Here is a 24,041-nt window from a genome sequence, read left to right as displayed (position 1 = left end):
GCGGACGGACAGCGGCAGCGTAGCCCAGCCATGCCCATGACACCGCTGCCACCGTATTTCCGCACCCCGATGGCCGTGCACGGTAGGTCAGTTCACGTTCACCGCACTCCAGGCCGCCGCCACCGCGCCGTACTCGGAACTCCCCGCCCCGTACAGATCCTTCGCCGCGTTGAGCGTCGCCGTGCGCGCCCCCGCGTAGTTCGTGGACGACGTCATGTAGACGGTCAGCGCCCGGTACCAGATCTGGCCCAGCTTCTCCCGCCCGATACCCGTCACCGTCTTGCCGTTGGACGTGGGGGAGTTGTAGCTGACGCCGTTGACGGTCTTCGCGCCGCTGCCCTCGGCCAGGAGGTACGCGAAGTGGTTCGCGACGCCCGACGAGTAGTGGACGTCCAGCTTGCCGACCGAGCTGCTCCAGTAGTCCGCCGACACCCCGTCCTTGGACGGCTTGTCCATGTACCGCAGGGCCTCGGCGCCGAACCCGGAGCGGACGACCTTCTCGCCGATCAGGTAGTCGCCGGGGTCGGAGGAGTTGTTGGCGTACCACTCCACCAGCGTGCCGAGGATGTCGGAGGTCGCCTCGTTCAGGCCGCCGGACTCGCCGGAGTAGGTCAGCGCCGCGGTCTTGGAGGTGACGCCGTGCGTCATCTCGTGGCCGGCCACGTCCAGACCCACCAGCGGTCCGAGCGTCGTACCGTCACCGTCCCCGTACGTCATGCAGAAGCAACTGTCGTCCCAGAAGGCGTTGTTGTACTTGTTGCCGTAGTGGACGCGGTTGTACGAACCCTTGCCGTCGTCAGCGATGCCGTTGCGGCCGAACTGGTTCTTGTAGAAGTCCCAGGTCACGTCGGTGCCGTACTGCGCGTCCACGGCGGCGGACGCACGGTCGGAACTCGTCCCGCTGCCCCAGTGGTTGTCCGCGTCGGTGAACACCGTCGACGGGGCGCGGCGGACGCAGATGGTGGTCAGCATGCACAGGTCGGACTGGCCGGCCGCGTCGCCCGTGTAGGTGTTCCCGCGGGTCGGGTCCTTGAGCTGGTACGTCGATCCCGACAGCGTCGTCTGCAGCGGCACCGTGCCGCTGTACAGCGACCTGCCGTCACCCGTCGCCGTCTCGATGTCGTCCCAGGCGTCGATCTGGGCGCCGGTGCGGGCGTTGGTGACGACGGTGCGGGAGACCGGGTTGCCGAGGGAGTCCCGGGCCACGACGCTCGTCCGCCACGCCAGCTTGGGCGCCCCGTGCAGGGCGTCGACGACCAGCTGTGGCCTGGCCGTCAGCTTCTTCAGCGTCTCGCCGAGATTGACCGCGCGCAGGGCGTTCGCCGCGAGGTCGGCGGCCTTCGGCGCGGATATGGAGGGGACGATCGAGGCCAGGGATATCTTGCTGCGCGTCGCTCGGTTCGCGCTGTGGAACGCACCGTCCGGCTTCAGATGAACGACGAAGTCGCCGCCCAGGACCGGGAGTTGACGGTACGTCCGGTCGTATCGCACATGCTGGGTGCCGTCCTGGTCGACGACGACGTCCCGCACCTTCGTGCCCTCGTCGGTGGTGAGCTGGAGGCTCGCGGCGTGCTTCAGGAGTGCCGACGCCGCGTTCTCGATCGCGCCCGCCCTGGTCGGTTCGTCGGCCGCGACGGCGGTGGGGGAGAGGGTGGCGGCCAGCAGGGTGGCGGCTGTCGCGGCCACACCGGCGGAGGCGAGGCGACGGGAGCCCCGGACGTCGATACGTATCCGACTCATCGATCTCCTCGGAAAGGCGCCCGCGGGCGCATGGGGGGCGCGACGCTGGTGTCGACCAGGAATCGCGGGTGTTGACCAAGATTTAAGGGGTCATGACAGAGCGAGGTCCATAGCGCTGACGAGGAGGTATGTGTGGAGAGAGAATCGTTTTTGTGACCCTCCCGTTCTTCGTCTACGGCACCCTCCTCCCCGGCGAGGTCAACCACGACCTGTTTCTGCGCGGCCGCACCCGGTCCGAGGAGCCGGGGCGGCTGCACGGCGCGGTGCTGTACGACGGGCCCGGCTATCCGTACGCCGTCGAGGAGCGGGGCGGGACCGTGTACGGCCGGCTGGTGACCGCGCTGCCCGAGGAGTACGAGGAGCTGCTCGTCGTCCTCGACCGGCTGGAGGAGTACACCGTCGCGGACCCGCGCAGCCTCTACGAGCGCGTCGAGCGCGAGGTGATCCGCGACGCCGCGGGCCCGCCCCTACGCGCCTGGGTGTACGTGGCCGCACCCGCCGTCGCCGCACGGCTGCGCGCCCGCGGAGAGCTCATCGAGAGCGGGGACTGGCGGGTCAGGTAGGTGTGCCGTGCGCGGTGCGCGGTGGCCTGTGCGCCGGACCGGTCAGGCGCGCACGGTCTCCAGTCGCACCGCACACACCTTGAACTCCGGCATGCGCGAGGTCGGGTCGAGGGCCGGGTTGGTCAGGGTGTTGGCGCGGCCCTCGCCGGGCCAGTGGAAGGGCATGAAGACGGTGTCCGGGCGGATCGCGGTGGTGATCCGGGCGGGTGCGACGGCCCGGCCCCGACGGGAGACCACCGCCACCGGATCGCCCTCCGCCGCCCCGAGGCGCGCCGCCAGCCGCGGATGCAGCTCCACGAACGGGCCCGGCGCGGCGGCGTTCAGCTCGGCCACGCGGCGGGTCTGGGCGCCGGACTGGTACTGGGCGACGACCCGGCCGGTCGTCAGCAGCACCGGGTACTCGTCGTCCGGCTCCTCTGCGGACGCCCGGTGCGTGACGGCGACGAACCGGGCCCGGCCGTCCGGGGTGGCGAAACGGTCGAGGAAGAGGCGGGGGGTGCCGGGGTGAGGCCCGTCGGAGCGGCCGGCCTCGAACCGGTCCGTCCGGGCATCGGGTGTGCCCGACCCGGTTGCGCTCGTCCCTGTCTCGGAAGCGCCTGTCCCGGCATCGGGCGTGCCTGACCCGGTTGTGCCCGTTCCCGTCTCGGGCGTGCCCGACCCGGAGGCGCCTGTCCCGGCCTCGGGCTCGCCCGTCCCTGGTGCGCTCGATGCCCCCGGCGCGCCCGCCGACCCCTCCTCGTCCGCCGGGCAGGGCCAGAACACCCCGTTCTCCTCGGCGAGTCTGCGGTAGGTGATCCCGGAGTAGTCGGCCGGGCCGCCCGCGCTGGCCCGGCGCAGCTCCTCGAAGACCTCCTCCGGGTCGGTCGGGAAGCCCTTCTCCACGCCGAGCCGGCCGGCCAGTTCGTGCATGACCTCCAGGTCGCTCCGGACGCCCTCGGGAGGGGTGAGCGCGCGCCGGCGCAGCAGCACCCTGCCCTCCAGGCTGGTCGTCGTGCCGGACTCCTCGGCCCACTGGGTGACCGGGAGGACGACGTCCGCGAGGGCGGCGGTCTCCGACAGGACGACGTCACACACCACCAGGAAGTCGAGCGACTTGAACCGCTCCTCGATGTGAGCCGCGTGCGGTGCCGACACCACCGGGTTCGACCCCATCAGCAGCAGGGACCTGATGTCCGTCCCCAGCGCGTCCAGCAACTCGTACGCACTGCGGCCCGGTCCCGGCAGGCTGTCCGGGTCCACGCCCCACACCTCGGCCACATGCCGCCGTGCCGCCGGATCGTCCAGCTTGCGGTAGCCGGGCAACTGGTCGGCCTTCTGGCCGTGTTCGCGTCCGCCCTGCCCGTTGCCCTGCCCGGTCAGACAGCCGTAGCCGCTCAACGGCCGTCCCGCGCGGCCGGTCGCCAGGCACAGGTTGATCCACGCGCCGACCGTGTCCGTGCCCTTGGACTGCTGCTCCGGCCCGCGCGCGGTCAGCACCATCGCGGCCTCCGGCTCGCAGAACAGCCGTACGGCTTCCCGGAGTTGTGGAACGGACACCCCGGTGATCCGTTCCACGTACTCCGGCCAGTGCGCCATCGCCGCGGCCCGCGCGTCCTCCCAGCCGGCCGTGCGCTCCCGGACGTACTCCTCGTCCACCCGGCCCTCGGCGACGACCAGGTGCAGCAGGCCGAGCGCCAGCGCGAGATCCGTGCCGGGCCGCGGTGCCAGGTGCAGGTCGGCCTGCTCGGCGGTCTTCGTGCGGCGCGGGTCCACGACGATCAACGTGCCGCCGTTCTCCCGCAGTTCGCTGAAGAAGCGCAAGGCCGGCGGCATGGTCTCGGCGAGATTGGAGCCCACCAGGATCACACAGCCCGTCTTCGGGATGTCCTCCAGCGGGAAGGGCAGCCCGCGGTCGAGCCCGAACGCCTTCGTCCCCGCGGCTGCCGCCGACGACATGCAGAAGCGGCCGTTGTAGTCGATCTGCGAGGTGCCGAGCACCACCCGCGCGAACTTGCCGAGCGTGTACGCCTTCTCGTTCGTGAGGCCGCCCCCGCCGAAGACACCGACCGCGTCCGGGCCGTGTTCCGTACGAGTGCCGTGCAGCCCGGCGGCGATCCGGTCCAGTGCCTCGTCCCAGGTGGCGGGCACCAGCGTGCCCTCGGAGCGCACCAACGGGGAGGTCAGGCGCACCCGGGACGAGAGCAGGGCCGGCGCGGTGCGGCCCTTGCCGCACAGCGCACCCCGGTTCACCGGGAAGTCCGCGCGCTCGCTGACCTCGACCGTGCCGTCCGGAGCGGGCGTCAGGTTCATCCCGCACTGCAGGGCGCAGTACGGGCAGTGGGTGGGCGTCGCGGAGGTCTGCATGCCCTTCAGCGTGCTTCGGCCGTGTTACGTCCGGGAGGGCCGCTTGTTACGCGGGCAAGACGGCGGCCTCCCCGCGCGGGCGCCGACGGAGTGAGGCACACGTCGGGTCGCCCGTCAGCGGGCGTCGGCGAGCGCCTTCGTCACCCCTGACTCCTTCGGCCCGAGGAACCGCGGGTCCGGGTGGAAGACCGCGTCCAGGGCCGCCTTGCCCGCCGCGAAGATCTCGCGGGTGCCGCCGTAGTACCAGGTCCTGTCGTGCCTGGCGTCGACCCCGACGCCGTACGACTCGATGCCCGCCGCCTGACACAGCGCGACCGCCCGCCGGATGTGGAAGCCCTGGCTGATCAGCACGGCCCTGTCGACGCCGAAGATCTTCCTGGCCCGGACGCAGGAGTCCCAGGTGTCGAAGCCGGCGTAGTCGCTCACGATCCGGGAGTCGGGGACGCCGTGCTTCGTCAGGTACAGGCGCATGGCGTCGGGTTCGTCGTAGTCGTGGCGGCTGTTGTCGCCGGTGACGAGGACGACCTCGACCCGGTCCTCGCGGTACAACTCGGCCGCCGCGTCGAGACGGTGCGCCAGGTAGGGGGAGGGCTCGCCGTCCCAGAGGCCGGCGCCGAAGACGACGGCGACCTCGGTGCGGGGTGCGTCGGCCGTCGTACGCAGCCGGTCACCCGTGACGACGTACATCCAGGTCGACGGCAGCAACGCGAGCACGCAGCCGGCCATCACGGCCTGCACCAGCCTCCGCCGCCCGGCACGCGTGCGGGGCAGGCGCGGTCTGCGCAGCCTGGGTCGGCGCATCGGAAGGTCCCCTCCCGGTCGGCCCCCCGGCCGGCCTCGTCGACAGTCCAAGACGCCCTGTCAGGCCGGACGGTTCGGCACGTGATACGTGACCAGGTTCACTCCAAGATGGGAAACCGCAGGTCACGTCGCCTCACACCCCCCACACACCCCACGGTGAACTGCCGGAAAAAGCCCGTCATTCTCGTGCAACGGCGTGGCAACCTCTCGCCGCCACCATCGGTCCATGACGCCGTCGAACCCTCCTCGCGACGAGTCCGTGTCCAAGCCCGGTGCGGCCCTGCCACTCCAGGCGGCCCACCTCGACAGTACGGCGCACCTCATGAACCGGATCAGCAGCCAGCTCGCCAGCCAGCTCAGCCTCGTATCCCTCAACGGCAGTCGGCGCCCCGGCCCTCCCGCGCTCGTCGTCGTGGCGCACGGCAGCCGCGACCCGCGCGCTCTGAGCACCGTCCGCACGCTCCTGGACCGCGTCCGCGAGCAGCGCCCCGGCCTTCCGGTCCACCTCGGCCACATCGAACTGAACGAACCCCTGCTGCCCGACACGCTCGCCGGCCTGGGTACCGGCGAGGCGGTCCTCGTCCCCCTGCTCCTCGGCCGCGGCTATCACGTCAAGCAGGACATCCCGGAGATGGCCGCCGCGGCCGAGGCACGCACGCGCGTGGCCGCCCCGCTCGGTCCGCACCCCCTCCTCGTGGAGACCCTGGCCGAGCGTCTGGTCGAGGCCGGCTGGCGCACCCGTATGGACGACAAGGCCCGCCGGGTGAGCGCCGTGGTCCTCGCCGCGGCCGGCTCCCGGGACCCGGAGTCCAAGGTCGACACCAACCGCACGGCCCACCTGCTGTCCCAACGCCTGGGCGTCCCGGTGGTCCCCGCCTACGCCACCACAGCCGCCCCGAGGGTCCCGGACGCGATCCGCGCCCTGACCGCGAGCGGCCGCCACCGGGTGGCCGTCGCCTCGTACTTCACGGCCCCCGGCCGCTTCGCCACGGAGTGCGCCCAGGCGGCCCCGTGGATCGCCTCGGCCCCCCTGGGCACGCATCCCGCGATGGCCGAGCTGGTCCTCCACCGCTACGACCAGGCACTGTCGACGCAGGCGCCGATCACCGACCTCAGGGGCGCGGGGCCGAGTCGATACGCGGCTGCGCCGCGGGGCGCGACCAGCCCCGCACACCCCGCACTCGCCGTATGACAGCACCGCACTCGGCAGATGCATGGCCGGATTGTCAGTCCGTGCCCTTAGTGTCGAGTCATGCCGTACGACCTGTCCTCAACCGAACGCTGGGCCCCGGAACCTGACAAACGCCCCGGCCGCACCGCCTTCCAGCGGGACCGGGCGCGCATCCTGCACTCCTCGGCGCTGAGAAGGCTCGCAGGCAAGACCCAGGTCGTCACCCCAGGCACCCGCAGCCAGGTGTGGGACGCCAGCCCCCGCACCCGCCTCACCCACTCCCTGGAGTGCGCCCAGGTCGGCCGGGAGCTGGGCGCCGCCCTCGGCTGCGACCCCGACCTCGTGGAAGCCGCCTGCCTCTCCCACGACCTCGGCCATCCCCCCTTCGGCCACAACGGCGAACAGGCGCTCAACGAATTCGCTGAGGACTGCGGCGGCTTCGAGGGCAACGCCCAGTCCCTGAGACTCCTCACCCGCATCGAGCCCAAACGCTTCACCGACCACGGCTCCCGCTCCGTCGGCCTCAACCTCACCCGCGCCGCCCTCGACGCCGCCACCAAGTACCCCTGGCCCCGGGGCGCCCACCCCACGGACCCCGGCTCCCGGAAGTTCGGCGTCTACGAGGACGACCGCCCCGTCTTCGACTGGGTCCGCAAGGAGGCCCCCGGCACCCGTACCACCTTCGAGGCCCAGGTCATGGACTGGTCGGACGACGTGGCGTACTCGGTGCACGACGTCGAGGACGGCCTGCACGCCGGCCACATCGACCCCAACTGCCTGCATGCCGAACCCGAACGGCAGGCGGTCTTCGAGGTCGCCGTCGCCCGCTATGTCCCCGCGGACACCGACCCCGCCGAGCTCGCCGCCGCCCTGGACCGCCTCCAGGACGAGGACTGGTGGCCGCACGGCTACGACGGTTCCGCAGGCGCCCAGGCCCGCCTCAAGGACGCCACCAGCCAGCTCATCGGCCGCTTCTGCCTCGCCGCCGAGACCGCCACGCGCGCGGCGTACGGCACCGGCCGGCTCACCCGGTACGGCGCCGAACTCGTCGTACCGCACGAGACCCGGCTGGAGTGCGCGGTCCTCAAGGCGGTCGCCGACCGGTACGTCATGCAGCGCGCCGAGCAGGAGCGGCTGCGGGCCGACCAGCGGATCGTGGTCGCCGAGCTGGCCGAGGCACTCACCGTCCGTGCCCCGGACGGCCTAGACCCCCAGTTCCGCGCCCTGTTCGACCAGGCCCCCGACGACCGGGCCCGCAAGCGCGTGATCGTCGACCAGATCGCCTCCCTCACCGACGCCTCGGCCCGCTCGCTTCACGCGCGTCTGACGGGCCATCTGTGAGACTGGCGGGAGGCGGGTGACGCCAAACGAGCCCGAATGTGACCCTCCGTGGCCTGATCGGGCCACTACCTCTTCCCGCATCACGCTCCGTGCGGGACGCTCGCATGTGGCGGCATCATCACGAGGAGGCATCAAGTGGTCGACGCGGATCAGACATTCATCATCGTCGGAGGCGGCCTCGCCGGCGCCAAGGCGGCCGAGACGCTCCGAGCGGAGGGCTTCAGCGGCCGCGTGATACTGATCTGCGACGAACGCGACCACCCGTACGAGCGCCCGCCGCTGTCCAAGGGCTATCTGCTGGGCAAGGAGGAGCGCGACAGCGTCTTCGTCCACGAACCGGCCTGGTACGCGCGCAACGACATCGAGCTGCACCTCGGCGAGACCGTGGAGGCCATCGACCGCGAGGCGAAGACCGTCCGCTTCGGCGGGGACGGCACGCTGGTCCGCTACGACAAGCTGCTGCTCGCGACCGGCGCCGAGCCCCGCCGCCTCGACATCCCCGGGACCGACCTCGCGGGCGTCCACCACCTGCGCCGCCTCGCCCACGCCGAGCGGCTCAAGGGCGTGCTGGCCGCCCTCGGCCGGGACAACGGCCACATCGTGATCGCCGGGGCCGGCTGGATCGGCATGGAGGTCGCGGCGGCGGCCCGCGAGTACGGCGCGGAGGTCACCGTCGTCGAGCCGTCGGCGACGCCGCTGCACGCGGTCCTCGGCCCCGAACTCGGCAACCTCTTCGCCGAGCTGCACCGCGAGCACGGCGTCCGCTTCCACTTCGGCGCGCGGCTGACGGAGATCGTCGGCCAGGACGGCATGGTCCTCGCCGCCCGCACCGACGACGGGGAGGAACACCCCGCCCACGACGTCCTCGCGGCGATCGGCGCGGCCCCCCGCATCGGCCTCGCGGAGGCGGCGGGCCTGGAGATCGCCGACCGGCGGTACGGCGGCGGCGTGGTGGTCGACGAACGGCTGCGCACCTCCGACCCCGACATCTACGCGGCCGGTGACGTCGTGTCCTTCCCGCACGCCCTCTTCGACACCCGGCTGCGCGTCGAGCACTGGGCCAACGCACTGAACGGCGGACCGGCGGCCGCGCGCGCGATGCTCGGCCAGGACGTCACCTACGACCGCGTGCCCTATTTCTTCTCCGACCAGTACGACCTCGGGATGGAGTACTCCGGCTGGGCGCCCCCGGGCTCCTACGACGAAGTGGTGATCCGGGGGGACGCCGGCAAGCGTGAGTTCATCGCCTTCTGGGTCAAGGACGGCCGAGTGCTGGCCGGGATGAACGTGAACGTGTGGGACGTCACAGAGCCCATCCAGCGGCTGATTCGCTCAAGGACACAGGTGGACACGGAGGCACTGGCGGACCCGCACGTTCCGCTCGAAAACCTCGTCCCTTAGATGTCGGACCATCACCGTAGAATTCACGCGTGGCAGGACGGATCAACGACGAGGACGTGAAGGCGGTACGGGACGCGGTCCCGATCGACGCCGTGGTGTCCGAGTACCTCCAGCTGCGCAACGCGGGCGGTGGCAACCTCAAGGGCCTGTGCCCCTTCCACGAGGAGAAGTCGCCGTCGTTCCAGGTCAGCCCGAGCAAGGGACTCTTCCACTGCTTCGGCTGCCAGGAGGGCGGCGACACCATCACGTTCGTGATGAAGGTCGACCACCTCACCTTCTCGGAGTCGGTCGAGCGCCTCGCCGCGCAGGCCGGCATCACCCTCCGCTATGAGGAGGGCGGCTACAACCCCGCTCACCAGCGCGGCGAGCGCATCCGCCTGGTCGAGGCCCACAAGATCGCCGCCCAGTGGTACGTCGAACAGCTCGCGACCAGCCCGGAGGCCGACACCGGCCGCAAGTTCCTCGCCGAGCGCGGCTTCGACCAGTCCGCCGCCGAGCACTTCTCCGTCGGCTACAGCCCCCAGGGCTGGGACCACCTCACCCGCTACCTCCGCGGCAAGGGCTTCACCGACAAGGAACTCCTCCTCTCCGGCCTCTCCCAGGAGGGCCGCCGCGGCCCCATCGACCGATTCCGCGGCCGTCTGATGTGGCCGATCCGCGACATCGGCGGCGAGGTCGTCGGCTTCGGCGCCCGCAAGCTGTACGAGGCGGACAACGGCCCCAAGTACCTCAACACGCCCGACACGGCGATCTACAAGAAGTCCCAGGTCCTCTACGGCATCGACCTCGCGAAGAAGGACATCGCCAAGGCCAGCCGCGCGGTCGTGGTCGAGGGCTACACCGACGTCATGGCCTGCCACCTGGCCGGCGTCACGACCGCCATCGCGACCTGCGGCACGGCCTTCGGCGGCGACCACATCAAGATCCTCCGCCGGCTGCTGATGGACAACGGCTCGGCCCGGGTGATCTTCACCTTCGACGGCGACGCGGCCGGCCAGAAAGCGGCCCTGCGCGCCTTCGAGGACGACCAGAAGTTCGCCGCCGAGACGTACATCGCGATCGCCCCCGACGGTATGGACCCCTGCGAGCTGCGCCTGGCGAAGGGCGACGAGGCGGTCGCGGACCTGACCGAACCCCGCACGCCGCTCTTCGAGTTCGCGCTCCGCCAGATCGTGGTCCGCTACGACCTCGACACCCCCGCCGGCCGGGCGGCAGCCCTGGACGAGGCGGCCCCGATCGTCGCCCGCATCAAGAACAGCGGCGCCCAGCACGAGGTCGCCGTCCAGCTCGCCGGCATGCTCGGCATCCTCGACACCCAGTTCGTCGTCAAGCGCGTGGCCCAGCTGGCCCGTTGGGCCCGCGACCGCGGCGGCAGGGGACCGGCACCGGCCCGGGGCCCGCAGTCGTACGACGCCGCCCCCCGCCCCGTGACCTCCGGCCCGGCCCTCAACCTCCGCAACCCCGTCTACGCCACCGAACGCGAACTCCTCAAACTCGCCCTCCAGCGCCCCGAGTTGGTCTCCCCGGCCTTCGACGCGTACGGCGCCGACGAGTTCACCGCCGCGCCCTACGCCGCCGTACGCGAGGCGATCATGGAGGCGGGCGGCGCGGAGTACGGCGTACAGGACGCGCAGGACTACCTGGTCCGCGTCCGTGAGGCGGCACCGGACGACGCGGTGCGCGCGATGGTCACGGAGCTGGCCGTCGAGGCGATCATGCGCCGCACGGTCGACGACAACTACGCGGGTGACCAGCTCGTCACCGTCCGCCGCCGAGCCGTGGAGCGCCGCGTCCGCGACGTCCAGAGCACCTTCACCCGCCTCGGCACACAGAGCGACCCGGCCCAACTGGCAGCCGTACAGAACGAGTTGTGGGTGCTCCAGCAGTACGACCAGGCGCTCAGGGAGCACGGGGCCGCCGCCCTCTAGGACCTGTTGCGAATGTGGCGTCTGCCGCGCGACGCCCGGCACGCTCCCCCACTGCCTTGATGGCGTGGGAGGCGCCCCCACTCGCCGCACCGCCGAAAGCCCGGGTACGCCCAGTACGAGGGCTTCCGGACGGCACGCCCCCAGCCTCCGGCCGGGGGAGTCCCGGCGCGCGCACCGACGATGACACAAGCCGCTGCCGCGGCGGGCGCGCGGCCGCTCTTCGGGCGGCGACGCCACTTTCACCACAGGCACCAGGGACGTCGCGCCGTGCTCGGCGTGCCGCCCGAGGTCGCGCCGCCGCCTCGCGTGCCGGAGCCGATTCGGCCGCGCGGGACGGGGAACCCGACAGGGTGAGCAATGGCTGATGGCGCACCACCGCCCACCGGCGCAGCGTGCGGCGATCGTGCCAGATCAGGCGGTGCGCGGACATCCGGGCTCTTTGTGACGGTAACCACCCGGTCACAGCCCGATTGCAAAAAGTCACCGCACGCCCCTCGTGGCGGCGATGTGTCGTACTCCACACTGGGGTCCGGTGCCTGAGTCCTCGGAGCGCGGCCGATCCGTCCCACACGGGTCCCACAACCCCGCGGCTGCGCTCATCGCGTACGGGACGGACAGCGGCGAGGCCGTCGACTCCGCTCCCGAAGCAGCGCTGCCGCACACCTCAGCAGCGATCATCCTGGAGGTCGCCCCCGTGCAGACCCAGACCCTCACCCAGACCGACAAGAGTACGGACGGCACGGAGCCGGACGCCGAGACCGATCCGCTCGTCGCGGTGCCCCCGCAGACCCGTGTCGCGCACCACCCCGAGGCGGAGCCCGAGAGCCCGCCCGAGCCGGCCGAACCGCTCGCAGAGGCGCTGGAGACCGCGGAGGACCCCGAGCCGGTGGCACCGCCGCGGGCCCGCGCGGCCGACACCGCAGGCCCGTCCTCGGACCTGTTCCGCCAGTACCTGCGCGAGATCGGCCGCATCCCGCTGCTGACCGCGGCCGAGGAGGTCGACCTCGCGCGCGGCGTCGAGGCCGGCCTGTTCGCCGAGGAGAGGCTCGGCTCGGCACCCGACCTGGACAGCCAGCTCGCGCTCGACCTGGACCGGCTCGTCGTCATGGGCCGCATGGCCAAGCGCCGCCTCATCGAGGCGAATCTGCGGCTCGTGGTGTCCGTGGCCAAGCGGTACGTCGGCCGCGGGCTGACCATGCTCGACCTCGTCCAGGAAGGGAACCTGGGCCTGATCCGCGCCGTCGAGAAGTTCGACTACGCCCGCGGCTACAAGTTCTCCACCTACGCCACCTGGTGGATCCGCCAGGCCATGTCCCGGGCCCTCGCCGACCAGGCCCGGACCATCCGAGTCCCGGTCCACGTCGTCGAGTTGATCAACCGGGTCGTCCGCGTCCAGCGCCGCATGCTGCAGGAACGCGGCTACGAGCCGACGCCGGAAGAAGTCGCCGACCACCTCGAACTGCCGCCGGAACGCGTCAGCGAGGTCCTCCGCCTGGCCCAGGAACCCGTTTCTCTGCACGCCCCGGTGGGCGAGGAGGACGACGTGGCCCTCGGCGACCTGATCGAGGACGGCGACGCGACGTCCCCCGTGGAGTCGGCGGCGTTCCTGCTGCTGCGCGAACACCTGGAGGCGGTGCTGTCGACGCTCGGCGAGCGCGAGCGCAAGGTGGTCCAGCTCCGCTACGGCCTGGCCGACGGCCGCCCACGCACCCTGGAGGAGATAGGCCGCATCTTCGGCGTCACCCGGGAACGGATACGGCAGATCGAGTCGAAGACCCTCAACAAACTGCGGGATCACGCATTCGCGGATCAGTTGCGGGGATACCTCGACTGAAATCTTTCGCTGTCGGCAGTTGGCGACCCCCTGGGGGCGCGGGGATGTGTCGATATGCGGCTCCGCCGCGTGGGCGCGACAGGCCACGACGGGCCGCCGGACAACCGACGACCCATCGCGGCACTCCCCGCGGAGCGACTAGTCGACCTCGGCCACCGCCTGGGCGAACTGCGCCTTGTACAGCCGCCCGTACGCCCCGTCGGCCGCCAACAGGTCCGTATGGGCGCCCTGTTCCACGATCGACCCGTTCTCCATGACGAGGATCGTGTCCGCGTCCCGGATGGTCGACAGCCGGTGCGCGATCACGAACGACGTCCTGCCGTGCGCCAGCTTCGCCATCGCCTTCTGGATCAGCACCTCGGTGCGGGTGTCCACCGAACTCGTCGCCTCGTCGAGCACCAGGATCGTCGGGTCCGACAGGAACGCCCGCGCGATGGTGATGAGCTGCTTCTCACCGGCGCTGACGCCCGAGCCCTCGTCGTCGATCACGGTGTCGTAGCCGTCGGGAAGGGTGCGCACGAACCGGTCGGCGTGCGCGGCCCGCGCCGCCTCCTCGATCTCGCCCCGGGTGACCTCCCGCGAGGCGCCGTACGCGATGTTCTCCGCGATCGTGCCGCCGAACAGCCATGTGTCCTGCAGCACCATGCCGATCCCGGCCCGCAGTTCGTCCCGGGACATGCTCGCGATGTCGACGCCGTCGAGAGTGATACGCCCGCCGGACACGTCGTAGAACCGCATGAGCAGATTGACCAGCGTGGTCTTGCCGGCTCCCGTCGGGCCGACGATCGCGACGGTGTGCCCGGGTTCCGCCTTCAGGGACAGGTTCTCGATCAGCGGCTTGTCGGGGTCGTAGCGGAAGGAGATGCTGTCCAGCTCCACCAGCCCCCGCAGCTCCTCGGGCCGCTCGGCGCGCACCGGATCCGCCTCCTGCTCCTCCGCGTCCAGGAGTTCGAAGATCCGCTCGGCCGAGGCGACGCCCGACTGCACCAGGTTCGCCATCGAGGCGACCTGCGTCAGCGGCATCGAGAACTGCCGAGAGTACTGGATGAAGGCCTGCACGTCACCGATCGACAGCGCGCCGGACGCGACCCGCAGACCACCGACGACCGCCACCAGCACGTAGTTGAGGTTCGACACGAACATCATCAGCGGCTGCATGACCCCGCTGTTGAACTGCGCCTTGAACCCGGCCTCGTACAGCGCGTCGTTCTGCTCGGCGAACTGCTGCGCCGACTCCTCCTGCCGCCCGAACACCTTCACCAGCGTGTGGCCGGTGTACATCTCCTCGATGTGGGCGTTCAGCTTGCCGGTGGAGCGCCACTGCTGCACGAAGTGCGGCTGCGAGCGCTTGCCGACGCGGGTGGCGACGACGAACGACAGCGGCACCGTGACCAGCGCGACCAGCGCCAGCAGCCAGGACACCCAGAACATCACCGCGAGCACGCCGATGATGGTCAGCACCGAGTTGATCAGCTGGCTCATCGACTGCTGCAGCGTCTGGCCGATGTTGTCGATGTCGTTCGTCGCCCGGGACAGCACCTCACCGCGCTGACGCTTGTCGAAGTACGACAACGGCAGTCGCGACAGCTTCGCCTGCACGTCCTCACGCATCCGGTACATGGTCCGGTTGACGGCCCGGTTCACCAGCCGCGTCGCCACCGCCATCAGCAGACCGGCGGCCAGGAACGTACACAGCGCGATCAGCAGCACGTTGCCCACGGCGCCGAAGTCGATGCCCTTGCCGGGCGTGAAGTCGGTGCTGCGGAGCATGTCGGCGACCTGGCCCTGCCCCCGCTCCCGCATCGACGTGAGCACCTGTTCCTTGGTGGCCCCGGCCGGCATCTGACGCCCGACGATGCCGGCGAAGACGAGGTCGGTGGCCTTGCCGAGGATCTTCGGCCCGATCACGTTCAGGCCGACGCTCACGACCACGCAGACCAGCAGCGCGTAGATCGTGAGACGTTCCGGTTTGAACCGGGCGACCAGGCGTTTGCCCGACACCTTGAAGTCCATCGAACGGCTGTCGGGGCCGCCGCCCTGGCCCATCATCCGCGCCATCGGCCCGGCCATCAGGCAGCCTCCGCTTCCGTCAGCTGGGAGAGCACGATCTCCCGATAGGTCTCGTTGCCCGCCATCAGCTCGTGATGGCGGCCGATCCCGACGACAAGTCCCTCGTCGAGGACGACGATCCGGTCCGCTTCCCGGATGGTCGCCACCCGCTGGGCGACGATCACGACGGTCGCTTCCGCGGTCTCCTGGGCGAGCGCCGCACGCAGCGCCGCGTCGGTGGCGTAGTCGAGCGCGGAGAAGGAGTCGTCGAAGAGGTAGATCTCCGGTCGCTGCACCAGCGTCCGGGCGATGGCGAGCCGCTGCCGCTGACCGCCGGAGACGTTCGTGCCGCCCTGCGAGATCGGGGCGTCGAGCCCGGCTTCGAGCTTCTGCACGAAGTCCTTGGCCTGCGCCACCTCCAGCGCGTGCCACAGCTCCTCGTCCGTGGCGTCCGGATTGCCGTAGCGCAGGTTGGTCGCGACCGTCCCGGCGAACAGGTACGGCTTCTGCGGCACCAGCCCGACCGTCTTCGCCAGCAGCGTCGGTTCGATCGACGCCACGTCCGTGCCGTCGACGAGCACCTCGCCGTCGGTGGCGTCGAACAGGCGCGGGACGAGCCCCAGCAGCGTCGACTTGCCACTGCCCGTCGAGCCGATGACGGCGGTCACCTCGCCGGGCCGCGCGACCAGGTTGATCGCCTTGAGCACGGGCTCCTCGGCACCGGGATAGCGGAACCCGGCACCCCGGATCTCCAGATGACCGTGCCGGCGCAGCTCGGTGACCGGAGCCACCGGCGGCACCACGCTGGAGGACGTCCCGAGCACCTCCTCGATCCGCTCGGCACACACCTCCGCGCGCGGCACCATCATGAACATGAAGGTGGCCATCATCACGGACATGACGATCTGCATGAGGTAGGCGAGAAACGCGGTCAGGTCGCCGATCTGCATCCCGCCGCTGTCGATCCGGTGGGCACCGAACCACACCACCGCGATCGACGACAGGTTGACCGTGGTCATGACCACCGGGAACATCAGCGCGAGCAGGTTGCCGGTCTTCAGCTGCATCTCGGTGAGGTCGGCGTTGGTTTTGCGGAACCGGTCCTTCTCGTACTCGTCCCGCACGAAGGCCCTGATCACACGGTTGCCGGTGATCTGCTCGCGCAGCACCCGGTTGACCGTGTCCAGGCGGACCTGCATGGCCCGGAACAGCGGTCGCAGCTTCCGCACGATCAGCGTGACGCAGATGCCCAGCGTCGGGACCACGGCGATCAGCACACCGGACAGCGGCACGTCCAGGCCGAGTGCCAGCACGATGCCGCCCACGCACATGATCGGCGCCGACACCATCAGCGTGAACGTCATCAGGGCCAGCATCTGGACCTGCTGCACGTCATTGGTCGTACGGGTGATCAGCGAGGGCGCGCCGAAGTGACCGACCTCCCGCGCCGAGAAGGACTGCACCCGGTCGAACACGGACGCGCGCAGGTCCCGGCCGAGTGCGGAGGCGGTGCGGGCGCCGTGGTACACGGCACCGATGTTGCACACGACCTGCACCAGTGAGATGCCGATCATCAGGGCGCCGAATGAGAGGATGTAGCCGGTGTCACCCTTCACTACGCCTTGGTCGATGATGTGGGCGTTCAGAGTGGGCAGATAGAGGGTGGCGCAGGTCTGCAGGAGCTGCAGAAGCACCAGCAGGGCGACGGGTTTGTTGTAGGGCCTGAGGTAGGTCCGCAGAAGTCGTATGAGCACGCTACGTCTCTCGGAGTCGGCGGTGGGGCGGGCTTGATGCCCCAGGCTCCTATCGTCGGACACTCCACCCGTGTTACCTCAACCGATTAAGCCGACAGCAGTGCTCTCAATTCGGGCACGCCTCGCGATGCCGCGTCGGCCACCCCGGCTGACCTGCCTTTCTGCCGGGGGTCCGGGGGTTGCCCCCCGGAATGATGCAGTGCCGCCTTATGGGCGGAAAGCGCCGGGGTGTGTCTGTTCCCTTACGGAAACGAACTGCTGCCGCACCGCCTGGCCGACCGCCAGCTCGTCGCCGGGCTCCAGCATCTGCGCGGTCGCGCCCTGCCAGGCCGGCGGCGTGCGCGGGTCGAGAGTGCCCTGCGACACGCCGAGCGCCCAGGCGGCCTGCCGGGCGGCACCGATCGCCGCGTAGTCCGCGGGCTGCGGTACGACGACCTGCGCCCCGAACAGCATGGGCGCCGCCGCCTGCACCGCGGTCAGTTCGGCCGCCGCCCCCAGCAGGAAGACCCGCCGCACCTCGACACCCCGGCCGCGCAGCACGTCCAGCGCGTCCGCGAGCCCGCACAGCATGCCCTCGAACGCCGCCCGGGCCAGGTGTTCCGCCTTCATCGACTCCCGCCGCAGCCCCGCGATCGAGCCCGCGGTGTGCGGCAGGTTCGGCGTCCGCTCACCCTCCAGATACGGCAGCATGACGAGCCCGTGCGCGCCGGGCGTCGACTTCATCGCCAGCTCGGACAGGCTCTCCAGATCGGGCAGCCCGAGCAGTTCGGCGGTCCCGCGCAGGGTCCGCACGGCGTTCAGCGTGGTGACGACGGGCAGGTGCATGCCGGTCGCGTCGGCCAGGGACGTGATCATCCCGGTGTTGTCGACCAGGGCCTCGCGGTGCACGGCCATCACGGAACCGGACGCCCCGAGGGACACCACGGCATCCCCGAGCCCGATCCCCAGACCGAAGGCGGCGGCCATGGTCTCACCGGTCCCGGAGGAGATCAGCAGCCCCTCCGGGGTCGTACCGGCCGCATCGGACGGGCCGATCACCTCGGGCAGCATGGCCTGGTGACCGAGCGCCAGCTCGACGAGATCGGACCGGTAGTTGCCGGTGGCCGCCGACCAGTAACCGGTGCCGGAGGCCCCGCCCCGGTCGGTGGTCCTTCTGACCGGTCTCCCCAGCAACTGCCACACCAGCCAGTCGTGCGCCTGCATCAGCATCGCCGTGCGCAGTGCCGCATCGGGTTCGTTCTTCGCCAGCCAGCGCAATTTGGTCACCGGCTGCGCGGCCTGCGGTACGCACCCCACCGCCTGCGCCCACGCCTCGCGCCCGCCGAGCGCGTCGATCAGATCGGCCGCCGCCACCTGGGCACGCTTGTCACCGCCGACCATCGCGGGACGTACGGTGCCGCCCTGGGAGTCCAGGGGCACGACCGCGTTCTGCTGCGCCGACACGCCGATGGCCTGCACGCCTTCGAGGAGTCCACCGCCGGCCGCTTCACCGAGCGAAAGCAGCCAGGCCTGCGGGTCGACGTCGGCAGGGCGATCACCGTCCACCGGATGCGGGGCATACCCCTGCCTGAGCACGGCACCCGTGTCCGTGTCGCAGACGACGATGCGAGTGAAATCGGGCGCACTGTCCAACCCGGCGACTATCCCCATGGCGAAAATTCTATGGGCCGAACGCCGCGGGGGCGTCTGCCGACCGGCGGGTACCGGTCCGACGGGGCCCGCGGCGCCGTGGACCTACGTATTGGTGGTGCCCCAGTCGTCCTCTGCGGCGCCGTTGGCGTTGCGGTCCCGCAGGGACCGGACCCGCTGGGTCACCGAGTCGGGGACGCGGTCGCCGACCTTCTCGCTCACCGCGTGATACGCCTTGCCGGCGAACTGGCGGCCCTGCTGGGCGGCCGTCTCGGCGGTGTTGCGGACGGCCGGGTTCTGAGAGACCTGGCGTGCGGACTTCTTCAGCTGCTCGTAGCGCTCGCGCCCGGCACGCGTGCCCAGCACGTAACCCAGAGCCAGCCCGACGACGAACGTGAGCTTGTAGCGCATGGAGGCCATCCTTCCCTCGTGTCGGTCGGTGCCGGGGGAACCGATTGGCGGAGCACCCCCCTGCTTGCGCTAATGTATGTGTCGCAGCGAGCGTCCGCCCCCTGGCGAATACCCAGGTAGGTGCGTTCGATGCAACGAGGCATTCCTCCGTAGCTCAATTGGCAGAGCAGCCGGCTGTTAACCGGCAGGTTACTGGTTCGAGTCCAGTCGGGGGAGCTCGGTCCTCCGTAGCTCAATTGGCAGAGCAGCCGGCTGTTAACCGGCAGGTTACTGGTTCGAGTCCAGTCGGGGGAGCATGCTGAACGAGGACCCCGAAGGGGTCCTTTTTCATGTCTGGCCCTGCTCCTTGGGAACCGTGCAGGTCACGGCGGAGTCCTCAAGGGCATGCGGAGTCGACCATACGAAGCAGGAGATCGTATGAGCGGCTATGCTGCGGCAGACGGCGCGCACAAATGTGCGCGACACGCCGCTATGGGGCGGTAGCTCAGCCGGTTAGAGCAGCGGACTCATAATCCGTCGGCCGTGGGTTCGAGTCCCACCCGCCCCACCTCCTACTGCGCGGGCAGAACCGCTTCCACCTGCGGCAACGAGAAGGCCCCCGCCTGGGCCGGGGCCCTCTCGTTATGTTCAAGATCGCTAGCTCGCCCGGTGCTCGCCCGAAGTGGAATCCCCCCACCCAGACGGTCCAGTTGACGGTCCGTTGGTCATCGACGGCCGGAGCAGCGACTTCTCGGACTGCCGGGCTAGTTGAGCGCGGCGGCCACGTCGAGGGTGTCGATGTGCCAGCCCGTCGGCACCCGCCGCGAGTCCAGACACAGTGTTCACGTGAGATCGGCAGTCCCTTGGGCCGGGATCGGCGCCGACAGTTCGCGGGTCTGTGTGATCGTCTTCCAGTCGGTGCCGAACACATCGATGATGTGCGTCCCGAAGGTGACGCGAGCGCGCGAGAACGCCGGACTGACACAGAAGGCGCTGGCGTCGCGACTTCGGCACGCAAGGCCTGCGCCAACTGCTGCGCGAGCTGGGCGGGGCAGTGGCGCGTCCTTGCGCCGCCTTCATGCCGACCGCTGTCGGCTCGTTCCACGCCTGCCGTACTGCACTGCCCCTTGCCGTCATCCCGCAGGCCCGAGCCGGGAGTGAGCGCCTTGGAGAGGAATCACCTTGCCCAGCACACCATCACCGTTCAGCGGCCTTGTGCGGTCCCGGCGCTCCGTGCGTGGATACCTGCCTGCCCCACTGTCCCCGTCGGACATCTACGGCGTGCTGGGAGACGCTCAAACCGCACCCTCGAACTGCAATACCCAGCCGTGGACGGTGCACCTCGTCTCGGGCGCGGAGCGGGACGCCCTGAGCGGACAGCTGCTCAAGGCCGATGAGGAGGGACGGTTTTCCTACGACTCCACCTTCGACGCTGCGACCCTCTACCAGGCCCTGGGGATACCGCGCTCGGACCGGACGGCCAGGAAGACGGCGGCCCGCGACAACCTGAGCTTCTTCGGTGCTCCCCACGTCGCCTTCCTGTTCATGCCGGCCTTCGGCGACGGGGTGCGGGCGGCCGGTGATATCGGTATGTACGCGCAGAACTTCCTGCTCGCCCCTGGCGTCCTGGACGGGCGGTGGCTCTTCCGCCCGCACGAAGCATCCGGCGAGTGCGCTCGGTCGGCTCGCACCCGCCCAACGCTCACACCGTGCGAGCGCGCCCAGGAGAACCGGACCGGGCCACTCCTCGGCGGGCTCCAGGCGGCCGACCGGGCCTGATGGCCCTATGAGGATCGTCGTACTGTCACGGAACCCCGTCACGGAGCCCCCGCCCCGGCGGCCCTTGTTGTCAGCCGCGCCTCGCGCACCGGGCGGAGCCGCGTGGTTCCCGGCGTCTCCGCCGCGGTTCGCGCACCTTCAGTCCCGGCCGGCTGATCCGATGGAAGGCCGTGACCCAGGTCTTCGCGCAGTCCGGTGGGCAAACTCGCTTCTCGAAGTCAGGGGATGGTGCTCTACCCCGGGACGAGGGGTGGGGGCGATCGTCTTGGTGCCGGTCGGACATGCCTACCGGGATGTCTTCGGGACGTTGGTTGGACACAAGGATCGGAGAAGACCGACAAGGGCCGAGAAGGCGGAGCTGTCCCCGCGTGCGCAGGGCCGATGAACCCATCGGCACCTTGTCGACCCGGGACCGGGAGCTATCCCCGCACACGCGGAGATGGTTCCGGGGCGCGACGGACGGGGCCGTCTGCCGCCTGAGGCGCCGGCTTCAGGACAGGCTGCGCAGGAAGGAGAGCGAGGGCATGAAGAAATACTCGCCTCCCTTCATCGTCACGGCCTGCCGAGCTGCCGCGGCCTCCTGGTCCTCCTCCTCGCCCCAGACCCGCGGCCAGTGTGCCGACGGCCGTTCTCCCTGGCCGATCACCTGGTCGAGGCCGGGCTGCGGCTCGTCGCCGGAGTTCGGGAAGCCGGCGAAGTTCGCCCAGTTGGCCTGGGTGAATTCGAACTGGTTGTTCAGAGCCGAGTTGAACGCCATGAACAGCAGGCCGACCCCGCTCTCGGGCAGGTCGCCCTCGACCCGTTCCCCGTAGGTCTGTCCCCGTCGTGCCATGAGGTGGCTGCGCTCTGTCTCGGGCGGTTCGAAGCCGCCGGACCCGCGTGGGTTGGTCTTGCGGATGTGGGCCTGGAAGGGGCACTTGTCGGCGGCGCCGTCGCTGGCATAGACGAAGTCGTTCATGACGGGACTGTGCGCTCCAGCCGTGGCCTGCAGGGTGAGTGGGGTGCCGTCCCGGAACCGGCCGACGAGCATCGCGCCCGCCCGGTCGCGGTCGCTGTTGTCGAGCTTCAACGTGTCGGCGAGCTCCTCCTCGGCCGCCTTGAACAGCCGGACGTTCTGCTCCAGCTTGCGCAGCACGAAGTAGCTGCCGAAGTCCGTCTCGGGGTTCGGGGCGGCCGGGTCCGCTACCAGGACGCGTTCCAGCGGCTGGGCGGGATCCCACACGGAAGTCCCATCCGTCCGGCGGCGTTCGTCGTCCAGGTCCTCGGTGAGGAACAGGGGCTGGCTGCGGCCGTCGACATAGCCGAAGTGCTCGATCCCGCGGCCGGCCTCGTCGTGCAGGCCGCGTCCTCGTTCCCTGCCGAGCACCCGGATCGAGTCGGGCAGCAGCGCCTCGACCTCCCGGAGCCGATCGTCGGCGGGGGTGGGTTCGGCGTCACCGACCAGGACGACGGCGTGGATCGTCTCCCGGAACCCGGGTTCCCACTGGGTGACCTCCGGGTCCCGCAGCTTGTCCCTGGTGCCGGAGGCCTGCATCCCCCGCTCGAAGGCCTCGTCGGAGGGAGCATGGGGCAGGCCCAGCTTGTCGTAGCCCGCCTTCGTCAGACCCACTCCGACATAGGGTGTGCCCGATACTCCGCGCAGCCTGTGCTCCTCAACCTCCTCGAGCTGCGCCTTCGCCGATTTCATCAGCGGGAGCAGTCCGGCCAGGAATGCGCGGGCCGCCGGGGCGCCCGCCTCGCTCTCGGTGAACTGCAGCAGCAGGATGTGGAGATGCTCGCGGACGTGGCCCTTCAGGATGTTCGGCTGCAGGTTCTCCAGCATTGTCTCGGCGTCACCGGTGGCGCTTTTCCACGAGAGTTGGCTGCTGAGGTCGACCGACATATCAGCTCCCTTCGTCGAGTTCCGGGGGTGGTCCGTCCGGCGTCCGGCCGGGAACCGCCGGTGAGGCGTCGGAAAGCCGATGAGGGCGGCACGGGACCCGATGTCTATCTTGAGTTGTTTTTGTGCAATATGCGACTTGGGTGGGTGTGGCGAACCGTCATGGCGGCTGCCTGGCGCGGGGCATGAGGTTGAAACGCGAAATTCCAGCGACGGCGGCGCACCCTGCGTCGGCTCTGTGCCCTTGACGGTTCGGCCTTATGGGTGGAATCCCGCAGGGATGATCCCGCACGCGGCTGGCTCGTCGTCTCCGTCTGCAAGATTGCTTCGGATGCTCGCGAACTGGAAGGGGTGCACTGTTGTCCACGGCCCTCAACTATCGAAGCAACATGATCGTCGAACTCATGCAGATGCCTGCGGAGAAACACGACGCGGTGTGGCTCAAGAACGCCCTTCAACAGGCCATCATGTTGGAATTGGCCACGCTCCCGCCTTATTTGTGTGGACTCTGGTCCATCGAAGATCAAGACCAGGGATCCGACGTCTTCGCGGCGATCCAGGAAGTCGTTTTTGACGAGATGTCCCACTTGGGCCTCGTCTGTAACATGCTCACCACCATCGGTGGCGTGCCACGTATCGCTGACGCGAGTGTGGTGCCGAAATACCCGGGTCCCCTGCCGGGCGGCGTGCGACCCGGATTGGAGGTGTCCCTCGCTGGGCTAACCCGGGAAACGGTCGACATGTTTTCACAAATTGAGAGGCCTGATGATCCAGTCGTCGACCCCGAGAAAGTGCACGCCTCCATCGGGGACTTCTATTCGGAAATCCTCGAAGTCTTCCGGAGTCACCAGGGACTGATCACGGGAATGCGGCAAGTGACCAGGGATATGTCGTCCCACGGCAAGGGGAACGATGTGGTTGCGCTCACGTCGTTCGATGACGTTGAGGCTGCTGTCGAGATCATCAAGGAACAGGGCGAAGGTACTGCTGCGTCGCCGGAAAACCCGTTCCCCGGCAAACCTGGTGAGCTGGCACATTTCTATTGCTTCCGTGAGATCTTCCACGGGCGTAAGCTGATCCAGGTCTCGGAGGACCCGCGGCGGTTCGACTTCAACGGTGCTGAGATTCCCATGCCTCGCACGCTTCCCATGGGAACGGTACCCTCCGGCGGTTGGGCTCAGGGCGGGGTGCCGGTCTCTGTCGAGGTGAAAGAACTCCTCGAGACATTCAACCGATCCTATAGCTCGCTGCTGCGTTTCCTGGAAGGGGCCTGGCAGGCAGATCAGCCGAACGAGGCGGCGAAACTGCTGAACAAATCCGTCGGGCAGATGTTCCAGCTCCAGGGAATCGCACAGCAGCTCATGCAGATTCCGCTGCCTGATGGCAGCGGGAAGAATTACGGTCCGGAGTTCCGGTACATCGAGACCGGGGGCTGACGG

The 24,041-nt window shown here is 69.8% G+C and carries 16 protein-coding genes and 3 tRNA genes; 11 read left to right on the top strand and 8 right to left on the bottom strand.

The features are described 5' to 3' along the window. Positions 1 to 87: 87 nt before the first annotated feature. Positions 88 to 1,740, bottom strand: coding sequence for a M4 family metallopeptidase (locus tag ACYUED_RS13810; RefSeq protein ID WP_491292577.1), 1,653 nt, complete (start codon positions 1,738 to 1,740; stop codon positions 88 to 90). Between the two features lie 152 nt (positions 1,741 to 1,892). Here ACYUED_RS13810 and ACYUED_RS13805 point away from each other — a divergent pair, with 152 nt between their 5' ends. Next, positions 1,893 to 2,303: a gamma-glutamylcyclotransferase family protein gene (locus ACYUED_RS13805; protein WP_491292576.1), complete on the top strand. Its 411-nt coding sequence runs from the start codon at positions 1,893 to 1,895 to the stop codon at positions 2,301 to 2,303. Positions 2,304 to 2,345: 42 nt separating this feature from the next. Here the strand turns inward: ACYUED_RS13805 and ACYUED_RS13800 are convergent, their stop codons facing one another. Both ACYUED_RS13800 and ACYUED_RS13795 read right to left on the bottom strand, forming a co-directional pair. Further along, the gene (locus ACYUED_RS13800) at positions 2,346 to 4,646 is read right to left on the bottom strand and encodes a molybdopterin oxidoreductase family protein (RefSeq protein ID WP_491292575.1); all 2,301 of its coding nucleotides are present in this window, start codon (positions 4,644 to 4,646) and stop codon (positions 2,346 to 2,348) included. 114 nt (positions 4,647 to 4,760) lie between these two features. Further along, positions 4,761 to 5,447 (bottom strand): SanA/YdcF family protein, encoded by a 687-nt coding sequence (locus ACYUED_RS13795; protein WP_491292574.1) that lies wholly within the window; start codon positions 5,445 to 5,447, stop codon positions 4,761 to 4,763. A gap of 226 nt (positions 5,448 to 5,673) precedes the next feature. On the opposite strand from ACYUED_RS13795, the gene ACYUED_RS13790 reads away from it, so the two are divergent. From ACYUED_RS13790 to ACYUED_RS13770, 5 genes are all read left to right on the top strand, one after another. Beyond that, positions 5,674 to 6,639 (top strand): sirohydrochlorin chelatase, encoded by a 966-nt coding sequence (locus ACYUED_RS13790; protein WP_491292573.1) that lies wholly within the window; start codon positions 5,674 to 5,676, stop codon positions 6,637 to 6,639. Positions 6,640 to 6,699: 60 nt separating this feature from the next. Beyond that, positions 6,700 to 7,959, top strand: coding sequence for a deoxyguanosinetriphosphate triphosphohydrolase (locus tag ACYUED_RS13785; RefSeq protein WP_491292572.1), 1,260 nt, complete (start codon positions 6,700 to 6,702; stop codon positions 7,957 to 7,959). A 135-nt stretch (positions 7,960 to 8,094) separates the two neighbouring features. Continuing rightward, positions 8,095 to 9,360 (top strand): NAD(P)/FAD-dependent oxidoreductase, encoded by a 1,266-nt coding sequence (locus tag ACYUED_RS13780; RefSeq protein ID WP_491292570.1) that lies wholly within the window; start codon positions 8,095 to 8,097, stop codon positions 9,358 to 9,360. Positions 9,361 to 9,389: 29 nt separating this feature from the next. Beyond that, positions 9,390 to 11,288 carry a DNA primase gene (dnaG, locus tag ACYUED_RS13775; RefSeq protein ID WP_491292569.1) on the top strand — a complete coding sequence of 633 codons (1,899 nt, stop codon included), beginning with the start codon at positions 9,390 to 9,392 and terminating at the stop codon, positions 11,286 to 11,288. Positions 11,289 to 11,820: 532 nt separating this feature from the next. Next, positions 11,821 to 13,122: an RNA polymerase sigma factor gene (locus ACYUED_RS13770; RefSeq protein ID WP_491292568.1), complete on the top strand. Its 1,302-nt coding sequence runs from the start codon at positions 11,821 to 11,823 to the stop codon at positions 13,120 to 13,122. Between the two features lie 138 nt (positions 13,123 to 13,260). Here the strand turns inward: ACYUED_RS13770 and ACYUED_RS13765 are convergent, their stop codons facing one another. From ACYUED_RS13765 to ACYUED_RS13750, 4 genes are all read right to left on the bottom strand, one after another. Next, positions 13,261 to 15,192: an ABC transporter ATP-binding protein gene (locus ACYUED_RS13765; RefSeq protein ID WP_491292567.1), complete on the bottom strand. Its 1,932-nt coding sequence runs from the start codon at positions 15,190 to 15,192 to the stop codon at positions 13,261 to 13,263. Continuing rightward, positions 15,192 to 16,925: an ABC transporter ATP-binding protein gene (locus ACYUED_RS13760; RefSeq protein ID WP_491292566.1), complete on the bottom strand. Its 1,734-nt coding sequence runs from the start codon at positions 16,923 to 16,925 to the stop codon at positions 15,192 to 15,194. Before ACYUED_RS13760 ends, ACYUED_RS13765 begins: the two co-directional genes overlap by 1 nt. Before the next feature lie 207 nt (positions 16,926 to 17,132). Beyond that, a complete protein-coding gene (locus tag ACYUED_RS13755) occupies positions 17,133 to 18,575 on the bottom strand; it encodes an FGGY family carbohydrate kinase (RefSeq protein ID WP_491292565.1) in 1,443 nt (480 codons plus the stop codon). Between the two features lie 84 nt (positions 18,576 to 18,659). Continuing rightward, positions 18,660 to 18,965: a YtxH domain-containing protein gene (locus ACYUED_RS13750; protein ID WP_491292564.1), complete on the bottom strand. Its 306-nt coding sequence runs from the start codon at positions 18,963 to 18,965 to the stop codon at positions 18,660 to 18,662. Positions 18,966 to 19,108: 143 nt separating this feature from the next. On the opposite strand from ACYUED_RS13750, the gene ACYUED_RS13745 reads away from it, so the two are divergent. From ACYUED_RS13745 to ACYUED_RS13730, 4 genes are all read left to right on the top strand, one after another. Further along, positions 19,109 to 19,181, top strand: a tRNA-Asn gene (locus ACYUED_RS13745). A 5-nt stretch (positions 19,182 to 19,186) separates the two neighbouring features. After that, positions 19,187 to 19,259 (top strand) — tRNA-Asn (locus ACYUED_RS13740). Between the two features lie 179 nt (positions 19,260 to 19,438). Further along, positions 19,439 to 19,512 (top strand) — tRNA-Ile (locus tag ACYUED_RS13735). 647 nt (positions 19,513 to 20,159) lie between these two features. Continuing rightward, positions 20,160 to 20,723: a nitroreductase family protein gene (locus ACYUED_RS13730; RefSeq protein ID WP_491294249.1), complete on the top strand. Its 564-nt coding sequence runs from the start codon at positions 20,160 to 20,162 to the stop codon at positions 20,721 to 20,723. A 490-nt stretch (positions 20,724 to 21,213) separates the two neighbouring features. Here ACYUED_RS13730 and ACYUED_RS13725 read toward each other — a convergent pair whose 3' ends face one another. Further along, the gene (locus tag ACYUED_RS13725; RefSeq protein WP_491292563.1) at positions 21,214 to 22,605 is read right to left on the bottom strand and encodes a Dyp-type peroxidase; all 1,392 of its coding nucleotides are present in this window, start codon (positions 22,603 to 22,605) and stop codon (positions 21,214 to 21,216) included. Between the two features lie 386 nt (positions 22,606 to 22,991). Here ACYUED_RS13725 and ACYUED_RS13720 point away from each other — a divergent pair, with 386 nt between their 5' ends. Continuing rightward, positions 22,992 to 24,038, top strand: coding sequence for a ferritin-like domain-containing protein (locus ACYUED_RS13720; RefSeq protein ID WP_491292562.1), 1,047 nt, complete (start codon positions 22,992 to 22,994; stop codon positions 24,036 to 24,038). Positions 24,039 to 24,041 lie beyond the last annotated feature (3 nt).

It is taken from the genome of Streptomyces sp. DF42, from assembly GCF_058267695.1.
Note: the sequence above shows the minus strand (reverse complement) of the source record. Positions and strands in the feature narration are given on the sequence as shown.

What these genes read in the sequence shown, in the direction of transcription:
- ACYUED_RS13750 (WP_491292564.1), bottom strand. Translation starts at nt 18,965, where the DNA reads ATGCGCTACAAGCTCACGTTCGTCGTCGGGCTGGCTCTGGGTTACGTG.
- ACYUED_RS13725 (WP_491292563.1), bottom strand. Translation starts at nt 22,605, where the DNA reads ATGTCGGTCGACCTCAGCAGCCAACTCTCGTGGAAAAGCGCCACCGGT.
- ACYUED_RS13720 (WP_491292562.1), top strand. Translation starts at nt 22,992, where the DNA reads ATGATCGTCGAACTCATGCAGATGCCTGCGGAGAAACACGACGCGGTG.
- ACYUED_RS13785 (WP_491292572.1), top strand. Translation starts at nt 6,700, where the DNA reads ATGCCGTACGACCTGTCCTCAACCGAACGCTGGGCCCCGGAACCTGAC.
- ACYUED_RS13795 (WP_491292574.1), bottom strand. Translation starts at nt 5,447, where the DNA reads ATGCGCCGACCCAGGCTGCGCAGACCGCGCCTGCCCCGCACGCGTGCC.
- ACYUED_RS13800 (WP_491292575.1), bottom strand. Translation starts at nt 4,646, where the DNA reads ATGCAGACCTCCGCGACGCCCACCCACTGCCCGTACTGCGCCCTGCAG.
- ACYUED_RS13790 (WP_491292573.1), top strand. Translation starts at nt 5,674, where the DNA reads ATGACGCCGTCGAACCCTCCTCGCGACGAGTCCGTGTCCAAGCCCGGT.
- ACYUED_RS13755 (WP_491292565.1), bottom strand. Translation starts at nt 18,575, where the DNA reads ATGGGGATAGTCGCCGGGTTGGACAGTGCGCCCGATTTCACTCGCATC.
- ACYUED_RS13765 (WP_491292567.1), bottom strand. Translation starts at nt 15,192, where the DNA reads ATGGCCGGGCCGATGGCGCGGATGATGGGCCAGGGCGGCGGCCCCGAC.
- ACYUED_RS13810 (WP_491292577.1), bottom strand. Translation starts at nt 1,740, where the DNA reads ATGAGTCGGATACGTATCGACGTCCGGGGCTCCCGTCGCCTCGCCTCC.